Here is a 17,476-nt window from a genome sequence, read left to right as displayed (position 1 = left end):
CAGCGCGACAGTCGGCTGGCAGTACTGCGGTCGGCGGTACACCGCCCTTACAGGAAAACGGCCAGCACGAGCAGCGACGCCGCCCCGGGCAGACCGAGAATGGCGAGCAGCAGGCCTGATCCGAGATTGATCGGCACATACAGGCCGACAAATCCTCCTGCGATATTCAGTAAAAACAAAACCAGGAACGAAAAGGCGATACGGAACCAGAAGACCGATATCTTTTCAGCCGCCTGCTGCAGCTGAGGCTTGGTCAGCCGCAGAATGAAAAGAAACAGCACACCGAGCGCCAGAATGATCGCCGCTTTCATGCAGACTCCCCCTTTGCATGTCCAGGATCTCAGCAGAAGCGGAGCCTTCCGCTCCACTCAGCCCGTCACCAGTATATGCAGAGGCGTGCACAGTCATTCCAGGCCGAGGTTGCGCTGCTTGGCTTCTTTATACAGATAGAAATGGCTGCATTCGGCGATTTTCCGCCGGATAAGCACTTCCGCATCCAGGTCATCGGCATACTTCTCGATCTGTTTCGCATGCTCCCATTCCTGGCGCGTCTCCATCATAAGCGTGCGCAGCTTGTCATCGTACTCCCGCTTCATTTTGTGCTTGCGGCGGAACAGGCCGGCCGACCGCCTCACAGTTCACGCCGCCCTTCCAGCGCTTTTGACAAGGTCACTTCGTCCGCGTACTCCAGATCGCCGCCGACCGGCAGGCCGTGGGCGATCCGCGTCGTCGTGATGCCCGACGGCTTGACGAGCCGGGAGATGTACATCGCGGTCGCCTCCCCTTCGATGGTTGGATTCGTTGCGAGGATCAGCTCCTGCACTTCGTCATCCTGCAGGCGCTTCAGCAAGTCGGGCACGTTGATATCCTCCGGGCCGATGCCGTCCATCGGGGAGATCGCCCCGTGCAGTACGTGATAGAGCCCGTTGTAATCGCGCATCTTCTCCATGGCGATGACGTCTTTCGGATCCTGTACGACGCAGATCAGCGAACGGTCGCGCGACGTATCCTGGCAGATGTGACACGGGTCGATATCGGTGATATGGCCGCACACACTGCAGAACCGAAGATTCCGCTTCGCATCGACGAGCGCTTTCGCGAAGTCGAGCACGGTGTCCTCTTTCATGCTTAACACAAAAAACGCCAGACGGCCCGCGGTTTTCGGGCCGATACCTGGCAGTTTCATAAAACTGTCGATCAGTTTCGAGATCGGTTCTGGATAATGCATAGGTCTGCCTCCTAGAACATCCCCGGCAGGTTCAATCCTTTCGTGAATTGTCCCATAGTGGAGTTCGTTAATTCATCCGCTTGTTCCATCGCGTTGTTCGTCGCCACGAGAATCAGGTCCTGCAGCATTTCCGCATCTTCCGGATCGATCACGGACGGATCGACAACGACATCGACGACTTTCTTATCGCCGGAGACGATGACTTTCACCATTCCGCCGCCAGCTGTACCTTCAAGGCGCTCGTCCCCCAGTTTCTCCTGAGCCTCCGCCATCTGTTTCTGCATCTTCTGCATCTGTTTCATCATACCTTGCATATTTCCCATACCACGCATGTGAATTCCTCCTTGTCAGTTGTCTTACTCGTCATGGACGGTAATGAATTCCTTGCCGAACAGTTTTTCCGCTTCGGACACGAGGCCGTCCTCTTCCGTCAGCTCCGCGCCTTCCAGGAACGCAGGCAGCTCTTCCTGCCCTGCAGGTTCAGCAGATGCTCCCTCATCTTCAGGACGGGACTCCCCGGAAGACGGCTGTTTCGCCAGCCCGTTCTTGCGGATGAAATCCTCCCTGACTTTCAGCCAGCCTTCTTCTGGCACATAGACCACGTCATAGGCCTTGCCGGTCTGCTGACGCAGCGCCTCGGCAAGCCCCGAGCGGAGCGACGCATTCTCGGACGCCATCAGGCAGTGAATTTCATATTTGAATTTTAACACAAAGGCGCTGTCCGATGCCGCAACCGGTTCGGTTTCTTCGAGGAGCGCCGAATGCGACCGCTGCATCGTCTGCATCATGCGCGCCCATTCCTCCCGGATCACCTGGATGTCCTGCTTCGTCGCAGCACTCAGCACCTGATGGACTTTGCCCGTCGGAATCTTGTACGCCCGGGCATTGTTGGATGAGTTCTTGCGTGCGGCGGGTGCCTGGGCCGCAGGCGTCCCGGCCGGAACCCCGTCAGCGAGCTGTTTCTGCAGGTCGCCGACGAGCCGTTCGAGACTCGCGATCTTCTGTTCCAGTTCAGCCGGGACGGCAGCAGCTCCGGCGGCGCCGGTCACCGCACCTTTCGTCTGGATCATTTTCAGCAGCGCGGATTCGATGTACACTTTCGCATGGTTCGAAAACCGCATCTCCGCCTGGGTGTCTCCTAGTATATCGATATACGCATAGAGCAGATCGGGATCGAAGTCCGCGGCGAGCGCAACGAACCGGTCATCCCCGGAGATCGCTTCCAGCAGGTCGGTCAGGTTCGGCGCCGTATGCAGCAGCAGCAGATCCCGGAAGAACGTGATCAGATCTTCCGCCAGCCGCGAGACATCCTTGCCTTCTGCGATGAGCCGGTTCAGCAGCGTGAGTGCGGTGCCGGCGTCTTTCGACTGCAAGGCACAAGCGAGCTCGTAAAAGATGTCCTCACCGACCGAGCCCGTCACGAGCAGGGCTTCTTCTGCCGTCACCCGCTCCCCGCTGAACGACACGACCTGGTCGAGCATGCTGAGCGCATCCCGCATCCCGCCTGACGCTGCCTGCGCGATGACTTTCAAGGCACTGTTGTCAGCTTCAATACCCGCTTCGTCGAGCACGTACGCCATCCGCTCCGTGATCTCCGCTGCGGTGATCGGCTTGAAGTCGAACCGCTGGCAGCGGGAGATGATCGTCAGCGGCAGTTTGTGCGGTTCCGTCGTCGCGAGGATGAACACCGCATGGGCAGGCGGCTCCTCAAGTGTCTTCAACAGCGCGTTGAACGCCGAGTTGGACAGCATATGCACTTCATCGATGATGTAGACTTTGTACTTGGAGGAGGCCGGCGCATACCGAACCTTTTCGATGATATCGCGCATCTCCTCCACGCGGGAATTGGAGGCGGCGTCAAACTCGATGACATCCGTGTTCGAGCCTTCCGTGATCGTCCGGCACGTGTCGCACGCATTGCACGGTTCCTTGGCCGGCCCGTTCTCACAGTTCAGCGCTTTCGCGAAGATCTTGGCGGCACTCGTCTTCCCGGTGCCGCGGGGTCCTGAAAACAGATAGGCATGAGTGGTTTTGTTGTGGAGGAGAGCGTTTTGAAGTGTCTGTTTGACATGCCGCTGTCCTGACATCTCGTCGAATGTCTGAGGCCGGTACACCCGGTAGAAAGCTTGATAACCCAACCGTCCGCTCCCCTTTCTGTCTGTTACGTCCGTTCCTTCCATTATAGCACAGCCGGGCAGAAAAAACGCCTGCGGAATACGCAGCCGCTGTCCGATGAAAACAACCGACACGCATCCCCGCAGGCATGCAAACGCCCCCCACCCGAAAAAGGGATGGGGGGCGTTCGCGTATGTATACCGTGCACCTTCCTTCGACCGCCGCACATAAGCGTTACTCTTGTCGTTGGCTCGATCTAGGCGACCCCGCGGCACATGAGAGAGTCCACTTAATGCTGCTTCCTTCCGGACCTGACATGGTTCATGGGTTCCCATTGCGCAGGACCCAGATGTCAACACTACGTGCAAGAGGCAGGCCCTACAATACGGACGGCCTCAGGAAAGGGATTCAGTCTTGCTAGAGCGGATTGCAAGTGACAGGGCACCGCTACCTCCCCACCTAGCACGGCATCCTCCATTATAGAGGGTGGGTGCGGAAAAATCAACTCGGAGCGCCAGAGTCAACAGGACCCCTTTTTTCGAAAATCTGTTGACTTCCGTTTTTCCGCTTGCTATAGTAGTTCTTGTCCGATTACGGAGGTATACCCAAGTCTGGCTGAAGGGATCGGTCTTGAAAACCGACAGGGGTGTCAAAACCCGCGGGGGTTCGAATCCCTCTACCTCCTCCATACATAAGCACGAACTTTTATATCATAGAACAAGCTGTCCAGCCGGAGAATTCCGACGGGCAGCTTTTTTCGTGGTCGCAGCTGAAATTCCTCCTGCCTTCACAAGCCGTACACCTACTACTCCAGCACTTTTAAATCATACGAGTAGACGTTCTTGCTCTTGTTGCTCTGGATGATTGCATCGAGCCCTTCGATATCGAAGGAATCTGTCAGATCGCCACTGTCCAGCGCGTACGTTTCCAAGTAGTAATGCTCCTGTTTATCCGGGCTGTAGCGCAATACGTACAGATCGCCCTCTTTGAAATACGTCTCTTCATTGTGGCGGATTTTCGAAGCATCGACGTTCTTCAGGGTAAACTCTTGTGATACTGCTGTTGACTCGGTGCTAAATGAATACACCTGCCCTAACCCGTTTACGTAATATAATTTCTAGTTATGCAGCGCTGCAGAATTTTTGTAGTTGTACGGAATGGTCGCCGTCAGGTCTTCATTTTTATAGTCCACCAATTCAAAGGAGTCTTGCTGTAACGTCTTTTTGTTCACTCTGTGGATCGATACCGTCTCATTCGTATCATCGTGAATGGTCGACAATGTCAAATAGTAGTACGTGTCATCTGCCAGTACCGGCGCAAGGACTTGCATATTTTCAGTCGTACCGGACTGGATGGTCGTGAGATCGTTCACTTTCAGTTCTTTATCAAACACAACTTCCTTCAAGTAGAACTTGTTTTCTTCCAAATCTTGCGTAAGAATTGTCACTGTCTCATCAGTGGTCCCCGAGGCAGCTATGTAATACGGGATGCTGTCTGTGCGGAACCCCTGGGAATCTCCGAAACGAACATCGGAACGATATCCATCTTCAACAAACCCGCTGTTGTAAATACTGAAAAACAGCTCCTTACCTGGAAGGTACCCGGTCCGCTCCCCCGTATATTGGGAGGCATCCATCTTAAAACTTTTAGTGTGATCGCTGACAATATGGATGGTGTCTTTGTCTTCCAACAATACGTCCCTGCCGCCTACCGCCACACCTCCCAGTTCCAACCCGTTCATGGACAACGCTTGGACGGAGTGATCCTCTTGTATGAAAACGGCATAACTGACCCCCTTATTGTCAATGTCCTGGTCGGCGGTCGTCGACACATACAGAACCGCTTTTGTCTTATCCAACAGTTCCGAATCAGGGATCGTCTCCAGCGAAACAATCGATTTTGCAGGAGCGTCTTTGCTCCTCGTGAGAATGAAGGCAAGGGCAACGAAACATACTGTGATCACAACAGCGCTCATCCACGCTTTTCTCTTCATGTGAATCCCCTCCCACTTTGAAAAAAGGCCGTCTTGGATAAGGTAGACGGCCCTTCTGATAGGTTAAATATTTCTAACGAGCTTCGTGGCTTTGGCATCCCGGACATCGCGCGGGTAGACCCCTAATCCGCCATCCACATCCAGATCGAGCGAGCCATTCAGCTTATACGCTGACCAGATCAACTTGGAACAGTTTTTTGCTCCCGTGTGACTGGTTTTCCGATTGGTTGCAAAGTTATACGAATAGGACTGTCCGACTTGAGTCTTTGCCCAATCTGCCGCCTTGTTCCGATTCGTCGCGGTAGTGGTGACCGACTTCACCATGGCTCCAGAGCTATCCACTTTTCGGGCCGTCGTGGAAATGGTCCGAACCCCATCAGAAGGCACAGATTCTACAATGGTGGTGGAGGAGTAATACATGCCCACGTGACCATGATCTAAATAAGCGGTTTGAGACGGCGTGTAGTAAAAGTTGCCTTTCGTGCTCGAGCCAACACTGACCGTTCCTCCCGAAGATCCATAGTCGGAGATATCAGCCCTGGCTAACTTCTCTGCCTTCCCCTTTTCTTCGTTGGCTGATAACTCTTCGTAAATTTGGTTGAGTACGCTCTCTTCGGATTGCCCCGTGTTCGCAGCGATCGTTCGAACATCTTGTAATAACTCATTTTTCGAGACATCCGGCTGGAGAGTCAGTATCTCACGCAACGTTGAACTAGCATCTGCAGTACCCGCTTGGCTAAATAACATAGTGGTCGTTAAAGAAAGAGCTAAAATCGTTTTTTTCACGTTCAGCACTCCTCGTAGTGTATTTAGTAGAGTGGATTGGTACAAGCTAGTCGTAATTTACATACTCCGTCACGCGATGGCATACGAATTCCTTTAGACAATGAGGTTATCAATTTCCTAAAAGCTTTCCCATGGCACGGGCACTTTCATTTACCTGCTACTCCCTGACTCAACCCCCTCCAATAAACCAAATATCCAGCAACGAGATAACGATATCCAGCATGAGGATCACCACCTGTTCCTATATTATCGTTCATTGTCATAATACTCCAAAAAGTTTATAATAGATTAAAAAAGTCGTAAATGACTACAAATGGAGGAATAGGGAGTGGAGAGGACGATCGGTTCCACGATACGGAAGATCAGAACGGACAAAAATTATTCACAGCGCTATGTGACCGACGGCATCATGACACAAAGTGCGTATTCAAAGTTCGAGCTGAATAAGACGGACATTTCGTTTTTCTCGTTAGCCAAAATCCTGGAGAATTTAGAGGTCTCGATGGATGAGTTTCTCTATATCCATAACGGCTTCTGTCCGTCTGCAAAGAACCGGATTATTAGCGCATTCACCTCGATTTCCTATAATGATGAAGAACAATTGAACGAGTTGGTATGTTGGGCAGACGCCTATTTGGACAGCGAGGACGATCTGTTAGTCAGAGATATCCAAGCTTTGTTTGAAGGGTTGCTTTTGTTTGTCCATACAAGCAATGAGGAATCGCTCAAAGCCTCTGTCACCAATGTGTGGGAACGGCTGTCTGGCAAAAATCAGCTGTATCTTACGGATTTGTATTTGCTGAATGCTATCTTTTATCTCTTTCCTTTGGAAACGATGCTCGAGGTGCGCAAGCTGGCAGAGTACAGTCTGGCCCGCTACAGCCAGTTTCCAAAAGCGCCCAGACTGCATTTGAACTTCAGTGTCAATATCTCGCTGCTGCTGATGAAAGAGAATCGATTCGCCGAGGCGCTGGAGGAGGCGGAAGCGGCCATTCCTCTTGCCAAACAACATAAAGCCTTCCTGCAGCTGGCGGTCTGTTATGTGCGGAAAGGGATCTGCCTGCAGGTGATGAAGGAAGGCGGCCAATGTTGGATTGATAAAGGGATGACGATACTGGAGGTGTTGGACGAAGAGGGGCTGCTGCGGATGGCGGATGGAGAGGTCGCTCGGTATACGGTGCGTTTGTAATGCAGGTGATGGTGCTGTCAGGAGAATTTGTCGATGCATCACATAGAAGAAAATAATTAATTCATAGTGAAATTAATTTTACTTTTATATATATCCTTTCCCTTTTCAAGTCAGTATTGAATAGATACAATTAGAAAGAGGTCCTAAAATTAACTTGAAAAGAAAAGAGGACTGATTATGGAGAAAAAGATATTCAGCGTTTTCTTTTTGTTGGTACCGATCATTTCCATAACGTTACTGACAGTGTTTAAAATGATATCGAGAAGCAATGACGTTTGGAGCGCATTCGAATCATCTCTTCCAATTATCATATTTTATTATCTAATCGTTAGCGTCTTTTGGGTCATTAACCTAGATAAGATGAAAGAAACCACTTCGGTAAAGAGTAATTTCACAACCGACAAGTGATTGCTGAAAAAAGCGGTTACTCCTTTGATGTTTTTTCCTGCCGGCAAGGGAGCGCTTTCAAGAGGTGAATGGGGCTTTTGAGACGTCCGCCAGTTTCTGGCGGACGGTACCAATGATGAATGGTGCCTGTGCGAAAAATGAATGGTGCCAATGAATGGTGCCTGTGCGAAAAACTATCGTGAATGTTTAAACAAACATGAAAGTTTAATGCACAGGCACCCTACACTAAGTTGCTCAGGCATTCTACTTAAGTCCAATACTTCAAAGCAAGTAACCCGCCAAGAATTATCAAGTAGAAAATGAATTTGTCGGATTTATTGATACTTTTCTTTTCTATTAATGCAAATAAAGATCCCGTAATGAGTATTACTACCATTACATCTATCATGAAATTAATGCACATTACCTCCTCTTTTTACCCCTTCAGAAACTAATTATTCCTATCTCCACAGTTGTGCATAGGCACTCTGAATTTTAACGTGTGCTCCCGAAGATATTACATTCATTCTCACTGCCACTACAGCGGCAGAACCGGCTCCTCCAAGGGCACCAACTATAGTAGCAAACGTCAAAGCTGTCACACCTAATATTCCCATTAACACAACACCCTCTGCAAGCAGCTCAGTTCTAGCATTCCAAACATCGTCTGCCTTGTCCACAAAAGAATTAATGAAACTAGAATCGTATACTATTCTAGATGTCTTTGAATTAGCTTGCACACCTTTGGGATCTAACATGAATGAATTTAAATTATCCCTTCTCAGCATTTTACCTGCATATACATAATAGCCACTTGCGCGTTTTTCATACCCTATTGCATTATGGAGCTTTTTTGAATGAAAAGCGTCATAAAAACCATCAATGTTATCATTTTCAATCATAATTGTAGTTGCTATTTCTTTAGCTGCCTTTCTATATTCCTCCATAGATATTTCACCTTGTTTATATATGTTGCCAAGCATTAATACTCTTTTGCTTTGAAATACACTCAGTGAAACAAGTGGTTCATTTGTCTCTTCGGTTATTGCATCTTCATTTAACTTAGTAAGATTTCCATCCCTAAATTCTAATATATCAGTCACAGTGCTTACTTCCGTCTCATCTTTTTCAAATTTGGTACTCTCAACACGTGCCTTAATCTTTATTATTTTTACATCGTCCTCTAAGTATTCACTAACCTTTTCTACTTTGTATAATCTCTCACCAACAATTTCTCCTGAGTACTTATCTAGTATAGGAGTCGTAAATCTGTCTTTATCACTTTTTACTTCTAGAGATTCGTTAGCATTCACATTCGTCAGATTAAGGTTTAATAATACTAAGATTAAACAAACGATGAAATACTTTTTCATTTCACTTCACTTTCCTTTATTTTTTACTGTGAAAAACTATTTAGTCTCCTTAATGCCTTTGTCACCTCCTGTTTGTGTATCAACCATTCTATTCTTTGTAAGCATACTACTCATCTATTAAAAAGAAGTAAAATAGTCGTAAATGACTGCTAACAGAGAGTTATTCGTAGTGTGTATTGATTTTTTTCCTTAGAATCATGACTATATGATGGCTTTAGCTAGTCCTCAAACCAACTTTAAATCAAAGAATTGCTTCTATATTGCGCAATATACAGGTTGTCATACAATTTGTTAGCTTTTTGTTTTCAATATAAAGCTTGCATTGTATCCTTGTTAATTAAAAAACTTTTAATTTTATTTAACTGCTATCTGAAGAGCTACTTCCTGTTTCCCTGCATCACTGCTAGACTGCTCTCCACACTCAATCCAAAATGATAAAAAACACCCCGCCCCTCCAGGTCTCCTGGCGTAAAAACGACGGAGACTGGACAGTGCCAGGATGTCTTTTCAATTTCAACATATCAATTACCGCTCGAACCCACCGCCACAGGCTGCACAGCAATCGCCTTGTAGTACGGAAAAGCGGTTTCCAGTGCCTGGGCGATCTCCTGCTCGCGGCCGGCTGGTACGGCGACGAACAGGGAAGGGCCGGCGCCGCTCAGCGTCATGCCATAAGCTCCGTGCTTGTGGCTGGCTTCCCGGATGTTATCGAAGTCCGGGAACCGGTCTTTCCGGTACGGTTCGTGGAAGATGTCGCGGTCCATCATGCGGCCGACGAGCGGCCAGTTGCCGGTGGCGAGTGCGGCTGCCATGAGGCTGCTGGCGGCGCTGCCTTCCGTCGCTTTCTTATGATCGAGCTGGGCCGGCAGCAGGCCGCGGGAGTCGCCGGTTTTCATCATGACGGGCGGGACGAGGACGACGCCGCCGATGTCAGGTGCCTCGAATGTCATCACTTCAAGGGACGTGCCGTCGTAGAACGACACGGTGACGCCGCCTGCAATCGCGGCGGTGACGTTGTCGGCGTGCCCTTCGATGCTTGCGCCGAACCACATCTTCTCTTTCCGGTTCAATTTCAGCTCGTGCAGACGGTCGGCGATCTCGATGCCTGCTGCAATGGCCGCAGCACTGCTGCCGAGCCCTTTGCCGAGCGGGATGTCGGAATGGACACGCAGCGCACAGGGGATTTCCTTCCGTCCTGCACGGCGGGTCACTCTGCCCATCGTCTGGATGATCAGGCTGTCTTCGTTCACAGGCAGGCCTTCTGTGTTCTCGCTCAATGGGCAGACACCGGGAAACACCGACGACTACGGTTACCGCAATGAGCATATAACCGATATAGGGCATGACGGACGCCATCTCTTGCCAGAATACGACCGATTGTGAAGAGTCGGTCACTGCGTTCAGGTTCATCACATATAGAACGGTGCATAGGAAAAGGACGATATAGAGCTCACGCTGTGAGAATAATTTTTTTCCTTCCACCCACGCTAGTTTACTGAATCCCATACGGTACTCGCTCCATTCTCCAAAGTTTAGTCAGTTGTCGTATGAAGACAGCAGCCAGTCCACTATTAGCAGCCAAGAAAATCAGGGTATGGACCGACAGCAGCCATGAGCCGAACGGTGTGTAGATGGACAGTAAGAGGAACGAGACCCATACTAACAGGATGACTGTCCACGACAGCGGATTCCGGTACTTCGTACTGATTGCCAGCAGAATGACACAGAACAGCAGAATCGGCGTGATTCCTGCTACCGCAATATGGAACGTCAGCGAGAAGAGACCCGCTTTCTGAATGGACGCCGCATACAGCAAGGCCCCGCCGTATAAGACTAGACTCCACAGACAAATCGCCACCAATTTCGAAAACAGAACCTGCTGAAACGAGTAGGTAAATGTCTGTTCCAATTCCACCATGTCCTTGGTCTGTGTATGGACAAGATGCCACCCTGCTAAAAATACGGGAGCCGGTGCAGAGAGGATGAATAGAATCCATTGATCAGTGGTGCCGGAAAGGATGGTGACAGCCCCCACCAACACGATCACCAGAAGGATCAGCTGTACCGCAAAGTGCCCCCAAAGTTCTTTGAAGGATTGCCGGACAAGCTGTTTCATGACAACCGCTGTAGTTTCCTGCGGAACAGGCATGTAAGACCTCAAGTAGTCAATGGTTCTCTCCCTGTCCTGTTCGTCAATGGCAGGGGGAATGTCCCCGTGCAGCCAGCTGCGCATTTGATCTTCCTCAAGTTTCCCTTGTTTCACTCCATAACCCCCTTCGCTCGTTTCCGCAGTTTCTGCAGCCCTTGGAACAGTCTCGATTTCACTGCCGGCACAGTCGTCTTCGTAATCGTTGCAATTTCTTTGGCCGTGAAGCCATGATAATACTTCAAAATCAGGGCATCCCGTTGTTTCGCAGGCAGTGACGCAAGCAGCTCCTGCACGTCGGAGCGATCGGAGAACTGGTCCTCCAGGTCAGACACCTGATGCAGCGAGTCATGCTCGTCCGTGAATTCAACGGAACGCCTCGTTCTCGTGACGTAAATCATCGCCCGGTTCCGCGCGATCCTGTACAGCCACGCTTTGAACGTCCCTTGCTCCTTATAAGCAGGCAAGGCCTGCAACATCGCAACAAACGTTTCCTGCGTCAGATCCTTCGCTTCTTCGTACGGACTCCCAAGACGGTAAATATAACGGAGGATCTCATCGTAATAACGCCGCACCAGCTGCGCCATTGCGTCCTCGTCCCCCTGCTGTATTGCGCTGATCAACACCGCGTCATCCTCAACCATGATCCAACCTCCATACTTCTATATAACACGCCTGGGGATGAAAAGGATTTAATTTTTTGGATTTCACTTGGATATGGGAGATTAGCAGGGGCCAACCAATGATCAAAGTGATTTATACCGACCTAAAAAACCGGCCGGAACAGTGGGAATGCGCTGTCCGGCCGGTTTTGCTTTTGGTGTTTGGGTGAAGTGGGAATTGATAGGCGTTCTATGCTACAATCGCGCCTGTTAGTTGTATAAGGGGTAGCGTCATTCTTATAAGGATTTTCAACATTAAACAATTTAAATATTCCAAAAACGATTTTGGTAACAAAACAGCATCTTAATATACTAAAATTAATTCTTTTGCAATTAATGATAAATTTTTTTAAAAAGCTGTAACGTTCATCTTTATTTTTAGATGTATAAGTGAAAGGAGGAACGGTGTGGGGCATTTAACTAAAATATATGAGGAAAATTTTGAACTTGTTTTCAAATATTTGATAACTTTATGTAGGAACACTGATATAGCAGAAGAATTAACGCAAGAGACACTTTATAAAGCGATTCATTCTATAGAACGCTTTAACGGTACTTGTAAAATATCTGTTTGGTTATGTCAAATCGCAAAACATACATATTATCAATACGTTGATAAGCAAGTAAAACAACCAGAACTCGCAGAACTACAAGACGGTCCTTCGATTGAGCAGCTATTAATCGCTCAAGAGGACAAAATAGAGCTATATCGTCATATTCACCGACTAAAAGAACCGTATAGAGAAATTTTTCTTTTACGGCTATTAGGTGGACTTAGCTTTAAAGAAATAGGTGGTATTTTAGGAAAAAATGAAAACTGGGCAAGAGTCACTTTTTATAGAGCTAAAGTGAAACTACAAGAGGAGGTAAAACAAAATGAATAATTGTGAAATCGTTAAAGATTTATTACCAATGTATATAGATGGTTTATGTAGCGATACAAGCAATAAATTAGTAAAACAACATCTTTCTACTTGTTCACACTGTAAACAAATTTATGAGCAAATGCTAAATGAATTTGAGGTTGAACAAATCGACTTGAATACAATAGCAATACAACAAAAACAACCATTTGAAAAATTGAATAACATTTTTAAATCTTATGGGGATTTTTCAAAACTGTTAGAATGGCTGACAGTGCTTGCTGTTGTTATTACGATTATCCTTCTAGGGAAAGGTTTTATAGATATACAAGGGTTGAAAGCAGTTATAAAACATCAAGAAAATATCCAGCAGGAACAACAAAACATTATGAACACTTCTTTTGAAAAAATTTCCAGTGAAGGAGCGACTGGACTAGAGAAGGTTTCAACTGATTATCAGAATAAGATTAAATACATTGCTGTTTTTGATGCTGCCGATGTAGAACCTCTAGCTAAAGATTATGCCAAGCCAAAAGCAATTTATCCTCTACCATACGAAAAAGCAATAGCTGTTTATGAAAATGGACAGTTACTAACAGAAAGTATAACACCTTCTGATTATGACATTGGCACGATGGTGATGGAGAAAGATGGATATATTGTTCAATTTGAATATGCTGGACATTATTTAGATGAAGTTGAAAGAGCCTTTCAAACAAAGCATTACAGTCCAACTACTTTACAGTTATTGATTCCTGCACTGATAGCTATGGCTGCCTCACTTTGTTCATTCTTCTTATATAGAAAAATAAAAAAGACAAATAGAAAAGTTCGAAATTTGATATCCTAATTTTATAAAAAAATATAAAAAATAACGTCACTAAATGTAATTTCGGGGACACTTTAAAAGGAACAAATGTTGTTAAATCAACGTTTCGTGCCTTTTTGTATGAACATTATTTATACATTTTTTATATAGAGCAGTCAAACCGTTGATGCAGCGGTGTTTGTATTTCCTTGGTGCTTTCTTATTTTATATTTCTTATCGTTATAAATCTGCATCTTTCTGATGCTACATCATAAAAATGTTGTTCACTTATATGGTCCAATTCTGCACGTTATACGATTATCGCGCCCGTTTTGTTGTATTACATTTTATCAAGAAATAAAAGCATGAAACTAACAGCCCAGTGATCCGATCCCAAAATAAGGCTGCAGCCCCCCTCTGACATTTCGGAGGGGCCTGCAGTCTTTTTATAGTCTGCTATCGTTTTGGAAATTGAGCATGAAGTGGTCTGCCTCTTCATAGACCCTGAATTCGTACCCTTGGTCTTTGAAAAACTGCAGAATCTCGGGGAGCACCTTCAGCGTCTGCGGCTTTTCATGCATCAAGACAATCTCCCTGTCGGACGTGGTCCCCTGTTTAATGTTCCGGACGATTTGAGAGGGGTTGCCCGCTAGTTTCCAGTCTTGCGAATCGATGGTCCAGTCCCAAACTTTAATATGCGCGTTGGTAAGCTGTTCCCTCACCTGTTCGTCTTTCAATCCTGGAGCTGACCCATACGGCGGACGGACTAAGTGAGGGGTCGATCCTGTAATGTCATGGATCATGTCCAGTGTTGCGATCATCTCAGGTACAAATTGCTTGTCTGTGTAAAGCGTCCTGAAGTTATGTGTTATACTATGGCCGCCTACGTAATGACCTTCTTGGACTGCACGTCTCACATTCTCCTGCAGGTTTTCCTTCTTTAAGTTGCTCCCTTGCATAAAGAACGTCGCATTCACCCCGTGCGCCTGCAGGACATCCAAGAATTGACCGGTCCACTTGCTGGGGCCATCGTCGAACGTTATATAGACTACTTTTTTCGGTGATTGTTCTTCGGCGATTGGTTCCGTTTTGCCGGTTTCCGTTATAGGCGGTTCGTCTGACGTGGGAGCTGATTCTCCCGGTCTGTCGACTGCTTCCGGTACAGCGGAAGGCTCTTCTGTTTTTTCGGCCTCTTCCGCTGTACGGGGAGGTTTTTCTGGTTGCTCGGCTGCTTCCGATACAGTTGACGAGCCTTCGGAGGCACTGAGCAGTTCGCCTGCTGAATACGATTTACCGACAAAGAAACCGATTCCAAACAGGACGAGAAGAAGAAGTACGAGGTACTGTTTTTTCAGCCTCCTTCTCCTCCCTGCCTTTTTTTGATGTAGTGTGTTCATAGTCATCATCTCCTCCTGTCCATTTGTGAATCGTTTCACGATAGGTTGTTCACGTTCCGCTCTTATGTATGCTCGGGACTTCCTTCATCACATGGCAGAGCAGCAGATGATTTAGTCATCTGCTGCTGAAAAACTTAACGGATATAGGTGTCTCCTACCAGGACATCACTCAAGATATCTGAAGGGATTTCAAATGTGACGACACCCATGTATCCAGGTGCTATTTCATATTCATCAAAAGAAATGACAAGTTTATGATCTGCGGTAATGTAGAAGCTTTGATCGGGCTGAATGGAACTGAACGCAAGACCCTCTTCTTCTGTGGAGAAATATACCGTGTTTCCGTCACGCGCCATCTGCCGCTTCATCTCGTCCTGAATGTAAGAATTGATGACGGCCATGTAGGAGTCATCTTTAAACAGGCTCGGCAGTGTAATTAAGATATTGTTTTGTTTATCAATCGTATCGTATTGCATGACGACAGAGGATGAGCCGGCTGTAATGACTTCGTAACGGGCAATCGAAAGGAGCTGCGCTGTGTCGGTTTTCACTTCATACCCCGTATCGATGCCCAAGTGGCCTGACCCGGCTTCCTCCATATCCCCCACGTCCTCCTTAAATTGTTTAAAGAGCTCTTTGTTTTCTTCAATATATTTGTCATTCAATGCGGATTGCAGCCCTTCATTTTCCAAGCCGCTGATTGCCGGGGTTTCCAAATTGGCCTGGTACGTCTCTTCGTCCATCGTTAGCGTCTGCACTGTGAGCACTTCCACGAAGGGACCGAGAACAGGGATCTTCACTAACGAATTGGCCAATGCGGGGCTTGCATTGATACTGCCAACGAACAGAGCTGCCGCCGCCGCTGAACTGAGGACATACCGCTTTACAAACGAACGGTTCTTTTTTTCACCTGCAGCTTTCCGGATGGATTGTCTCACTATTTCATCCAATTCAGCAGGGATCTCAATATCATCATATTCCTTCTTTAGGGTTTTGATCTGTTTCATCCTAAGTCCCCTCTCCAATTTCGATACGCAATTTTTTTACTGTCCGGTACAGTTTCGTTTTGACTGTGTTGACATTTTCCCCTAAGACAGCCGCCACCTCGTCAATCTTCAAGTCTTCAAAAAAACGCAGGAGTAGTAACGACTTTTCATAAGCCGTGAGTGCATCCAATGCCCTGCGTAAATCCATATCCGCTTGTGCGTCTTCCGTCGAAGGTAAATATCCATCCAGAGTCTCTTCGTCCATCACCATCATGCGCTGGTGTTTCCGTATGAAATCGATGGACGTGTTCACCAATATCCGGTAAAACCAAGTCTTTAAATACTTGAGATCATCCAGACGGTCTATGGATCGAAGGGCTTTGAATATGGAATCCTGCACAATATCAAGTGCATCTTCTTTGTTCTTTACATAGCTATAAGCAAGCCGGTAATGGGCATTTTGGTTTTCAATCAAGAACTGTTCGACCCGTTTGAACTTTTCCTTTTTTGTCATGACAAAAGATCCACCTTCTTCAATTTTAAACATGTCGCGATCACGTCCTACTCTTTTGACGGGCAGCCTCAGCAAAAAGTTTGGCGTGGATACAAACTCATTCGCACGCGGATGTGGGGAGCTTGCCGAGTCCCCGTGCCGCACACATGAAAATAGCCCTTCCCTTCAAACTTCGAAGGAAAGGGCTATTAATGCACTGCCTGACGGGATGCTTCTTCTGACGTGCTTACCGGAAACGTCAGGATTGGGAGTCATTCGTTCCGTTTTTTCCTGGTTAGTGGAGCAGCGAACGAACAACCGATTGTTCTGATTCCACTGCCTGGCGGCGATGCCACCCAGCCCGCCGGCTCGGCAGACATTACTCTTGTCCGTTGATCAGCTGCTTGGCAATATTCACTGTTCGTGTCGCCTGGTATTTCACCGATTCCTCGACGTCTTCGATCATCTTCCCGTCCTGTCCGACAGTCACACTTGTCCCATAAGGGTTGCCACCTGCGCCGAATAGTACGGCATCACTGTATCCCGGCGGTACGATAATTGCTCCCCAGTGCATCATGGACGTATACAGGCTCAGAATGGTTGCCTCCTGGCCTCCGTGCATGTTCTGTGCACTTGAAGTGGCGCTGACCACCTTATTGACAGTCTTCCCTTGCGCCCAGATACCGCCTTGTTTGTCAATGAACTGCTTGAGCTGTGACGGCATATTTCCAAACCGGGTCGGCACATTGAAAATGATCGCGTCTGCCCACTCGATGTCGTCAGACCCCGCCTGCGGCACATCTTTCGTCGCTTCCTGCGTAGCCTTCCAGCCTTCATTCGCATCGACGACTGACTGTGGTGCAAGCTCTTCCACTTTCAGTAATCTGACTTCAGCGCCCGCTGCTTCTGCTGCTTCCTTTGTCTATTTTGCCATTTGGAAATTTGTTCCGCCCATACTATGAAAGATGACAGCTAATTTTACATTTTTCATAATTACACTCTCCTCTGTTTTTTATTTTTTAAATCAGATCAATCATTTCGGTCCTGTTC

At 47.6% G+C, this 17,476-nt stretch carries 18 protein-coding genes, 1 tRNA gene, 1 other RNA gene and 1 pseudogene; 4 read left to right on the top strand and 17 right to left on the bottom strand.

Annotated elements, in window-relative coordinates; all coding sequences use genetic code 11:
- Positions 1-47: 47 nt before the first annotated feature.
- The 6 genes from BN1190_RS01290 to ffs all read right to left on the bottom strand — a co-directional run bounded on the left by BN1190_RS01290 (position 48) and on the right by ffs (position 3,811).
- Complete coding sequence (locus BN1190_RS01290) at positions 48-311, bottom strand: pro-sigmaK processing inhibitor BofA family protein (protein WP_040285223.1); 264 nt, start codon at positions 309-311, stop codon at positions 48-50.
- A gap of 93 nt (positions 312-404) precedes the next feature.
- Entirely contained in the window at positions 405-635 is a 231-nt protein-coding gene (locus BN1190_RS01285; RefSeq protein ID WP_244898649.1) for a YaaL family protein, read from the bottom strand.
- A complete protein-coding gene (gene recR, locus BN1190_RS01280) occupies positions 632-1,228 on the bottom strand; it encodes a recombination mediator RecR (RefSeq protein ID WP_040285222.1) in 597 nt (198 codons plus the stop codon). The genes BN1190_RS01285 and recR overlap by 4 nt, the downstream gene beginning before the upstream one ends.
- 11 nt (positions 1,229-1,239) lie before the next feature.
- Positions 1,240-1,560: a YbaB/EbfC family nucleoid-associated protein gene (locus BN1190_RS01275; RefSeq protein ID WP_040285221.1), complete on the bottom strand. Its 321-nt coding sequence runs from the start codon at positions 1,558-1,560 to the stop codon at positions 1,240-1,242.
- 24 nt (positions 1,561-1,584) lie between these two features.
- Positions 1,585-3,366: a DNA polymerase III subunit gamma/tau gene (dnaX, locus tag BN1190_RS01270; protein WP_040285220.1), complete on the bottom strand. Its 1,782-nt coding sequence runs from the start codon at positions 3,364-3,366 to the stop codon at positions 1,585-1,587.
- A 177-nt stretch (positions 3,367-3,543) separates the two neighbouring features.
- An RNA gene (gene ffs / locus BN1190_RS01265) (signal recognition particle sRNA large type) lies at positions 3,544-3,811 on the bottom strand.
- 127 nt (positions 3,812-3,938) lie between these two features.
- On the opposite strand from ffs, the gene BN1190_RS01260 reads away from it, so the two are divergent.
- Positions 3,939-4,031, top strand: a tRNA-Ser gene (locus tag BN1190_RS01260).
- Between the two features lie 117 nt (positions 4,032-4,148).
- On the opposite strand, the gene BN1190_RS01255 is transcribed toward BN1190_RS01260, so the two are convergent.
- The 3 genes from BN1190_RS01255 to BN1190_RS01245 all read right to left on the bottom strand — a co-directional run bounded on the left by BN1190_RS01255 (position 4,149) and on the right by BN1190_RS01245 (position 6,083).
- Entirely contained in the window at positions 4,149-4,430 is a 282-nt protein-coding gene (locus BN1190_RS01255; RefSeq protein ID WP_040285219.1) for a hypothetical protein, read from the bottom strand.
- A gap of 30 nt (positions 4,431-4,460) precedes the next feature.
- On the bottom strand, positions 4,461-5,336 hold the full coding sequence (locus BN1190_RS01250) for a hypothetical protein (RefSeq protein WP_040285218.1): 876 nt from the start codon (positions 5,334-5,336) through the stop codon (positions 4,461-4,463).
- 63 nt (positions 5,337-5,399) lie between these two features.
- The gene (locus BN1190_RS01245; RefSeq protein WP_052461639.1) at positions 5,400-6,083 is read right to left on the bottom strand and encodes a YiiX/YebB-like N1pC/P60 family cysteine hydrolase; all 684 of its coding nucleotides are present in this window, start codon (positions 6,081-6,083) and stop codon (positions 5,400-5,402) included.
- A 367-nt stretch (positions 6,084-6,450) separates the two neighbouring features.
- On the opposite strand from BN1190_RS01245, the gene BN1190_RS01240 reads away from it, so the two are divergent.
- Positions 6,451-7,311 (top strand): helix-turn-helix domain-containing protein, encoded by an 861-nt coding sequence (locus BN1190_RS01240; RefSeq protein ID WP_040285217.1) that lies wholly within the window; start codon positions 6,451-6,453, stop codon positions 7,309-7,311.
- 848 nt (positions 7,312-8,159) lie between these two features.
- Here the strand turns inward: BN1190_RS01240 and BN1190_RS01230 are convergent.
- The 4 genes from BN1190_RS01230 to BN1190_RS01215 form a co-directional block, all read right to left on the bottom strand.
- Complete coding sequence (locus BN1190_RS01230; protein WP_040285215.1) at positions 8,160-9,071, bottom strand: hypothetical protein; 912 nt, start codon at positions 9,069-9,071, stop codon at positions 8,160-8,162.
- A gap of 521 nt (positions 9,072-9,592) precedes the next feature.
- Positions 9,593-10,348: a homoserine kinase gene (gene thrB / locus BN1190_RS01225; protein ID WP_052461636.1), complete on the bottom strand. Its 756-nt coding sequence runs from the start codon at positions 10,346-10,348 to the stop codon at positions 9,593-9,595.
- A gap of 215 nt (positions 10,349-10,563) precedes the next feature.
- Complete coding sequence (locus tag BN1190_RS01220; protein ID WP_040285214.1) at positions 10,564-11,334, bottom strand: hypothetical protein; 771 nt, start codon at positions 11,332-11,334, stop codon at positions 10,564-10,566.
- Positions 11,331-11,861, bottom strand: coding sequence for an RNA polymerase sigma factor (locus BN1190_RS01215; RefSeq protein WP_040285213.1), 531 nt, complete (start codon positions 11,859-11,861; stop codon positions 11,331-11,333). Before BN1190_RS01215 ends, BN1190_RS01220 begins: the two co-directional genes overlap by 4 nt.
- 425 nt (positions 11,862-12,286) lie before the next feature.
- Here BN1190_RS01215 and BN1190_RS01210 point away from each other — a divergent pair, with 425 nt between their 5' ends.
- Positions 12,287-12,763: an RNA polymerase sigma factor gene (locus BN1190_RS01210; protein ID WP_040285212.1), complete on the top strand. Its 477-nt coding sequence runs from the start codon at positions 12,287-12,289 to the stop codon at positions 12,761-12,763.
- A complete protein-coding gene (locus BN1190_RS01205; RefSeq protein ID WP_040285211.1) occupies positions 12,756-13,592 on the top strand; it encodes a zf-HC2 domain-containing protein in 837 nt (278 codons plus the stop codon). The genes BN1190_RS01210 and BN1190_RS01205 overlap by 8 nt, the downstream gene beginning before the upstream one ends.
- Before the next feature lie 404 nt (positions 13,593-13,996).
- Here the strand turns inward: BN1190_RS01205 and BN1190_RS01200 are convergent, their stop codons facing one another.
- The 4 genes and pseudogenes from BN1190_RS01200 to wrbA all read right to left on the bottom strand — a co-directional run bounded on the left by BN1190_RS01200 (position 13,997) and on the right by wrbA (position 17,417).
- The gene (locus BN1190_RS01200) at positions 13,997-14,947 is read right to left on the bottom strand and encodes a polysaccharide deacetylase family protein (RefSeq protein ID WP_040285275.1); all 951 of its coding nucleotides are present in this window, start codon (positions 14,945-14,947) and stop codon (positions 13,997-13,999) included.
- Positions 14,948-15,081: 134 nt separating this feature from the next.
- On the bottom strand, positions 15,082-15,954 hold the full coding sequence (locus tag BN1190_RS01195) for an RsiV family protein (protein WP_040285210.1): 873 nt from the start codon (positions 15,952-15,954) through the stop codon (positions 15,082-15,084).
- A gap of 1 nt (position 15,955) precedes the next feature.
- Positions 15,956-16,480: a sigma-70 family RNA polymerase sigma factor gene (locus BN1190_RS01190; RefSeq protein WP_082023224.1), complete on the bottom strand. Its 525-nt coding sequence runs from the start codon at positions 16,478-16,480 to the stop codon at positions 15,956-15,958.
- A gap of 325 nt (positions 16,481-16,805) precedes the next feature.
- Positions 16,806-17,417, bottom strand: a pseudogene (gene wrbA / locus BN1190_RS01185) (NAD(P)H:quinone oxidoreductase).
- Positions 17,418-17,476: the final 59 nt, after the last annotated feature.

This window comes from Sporosarcina koreensis, assembly GCF_000826145.2.
Taxonomy (GTDB): Bacteria; Bacillota; Bacilli; order Bacillales_A; family Planococcaceae; genus Sporosarcina; species Sporosarcina trichiuri.
The sequence above is the reverse complement of the archived record's forward strand: the minus strand, read 5'-3'. Positions and strand labels throughout refer to the sequence as shown.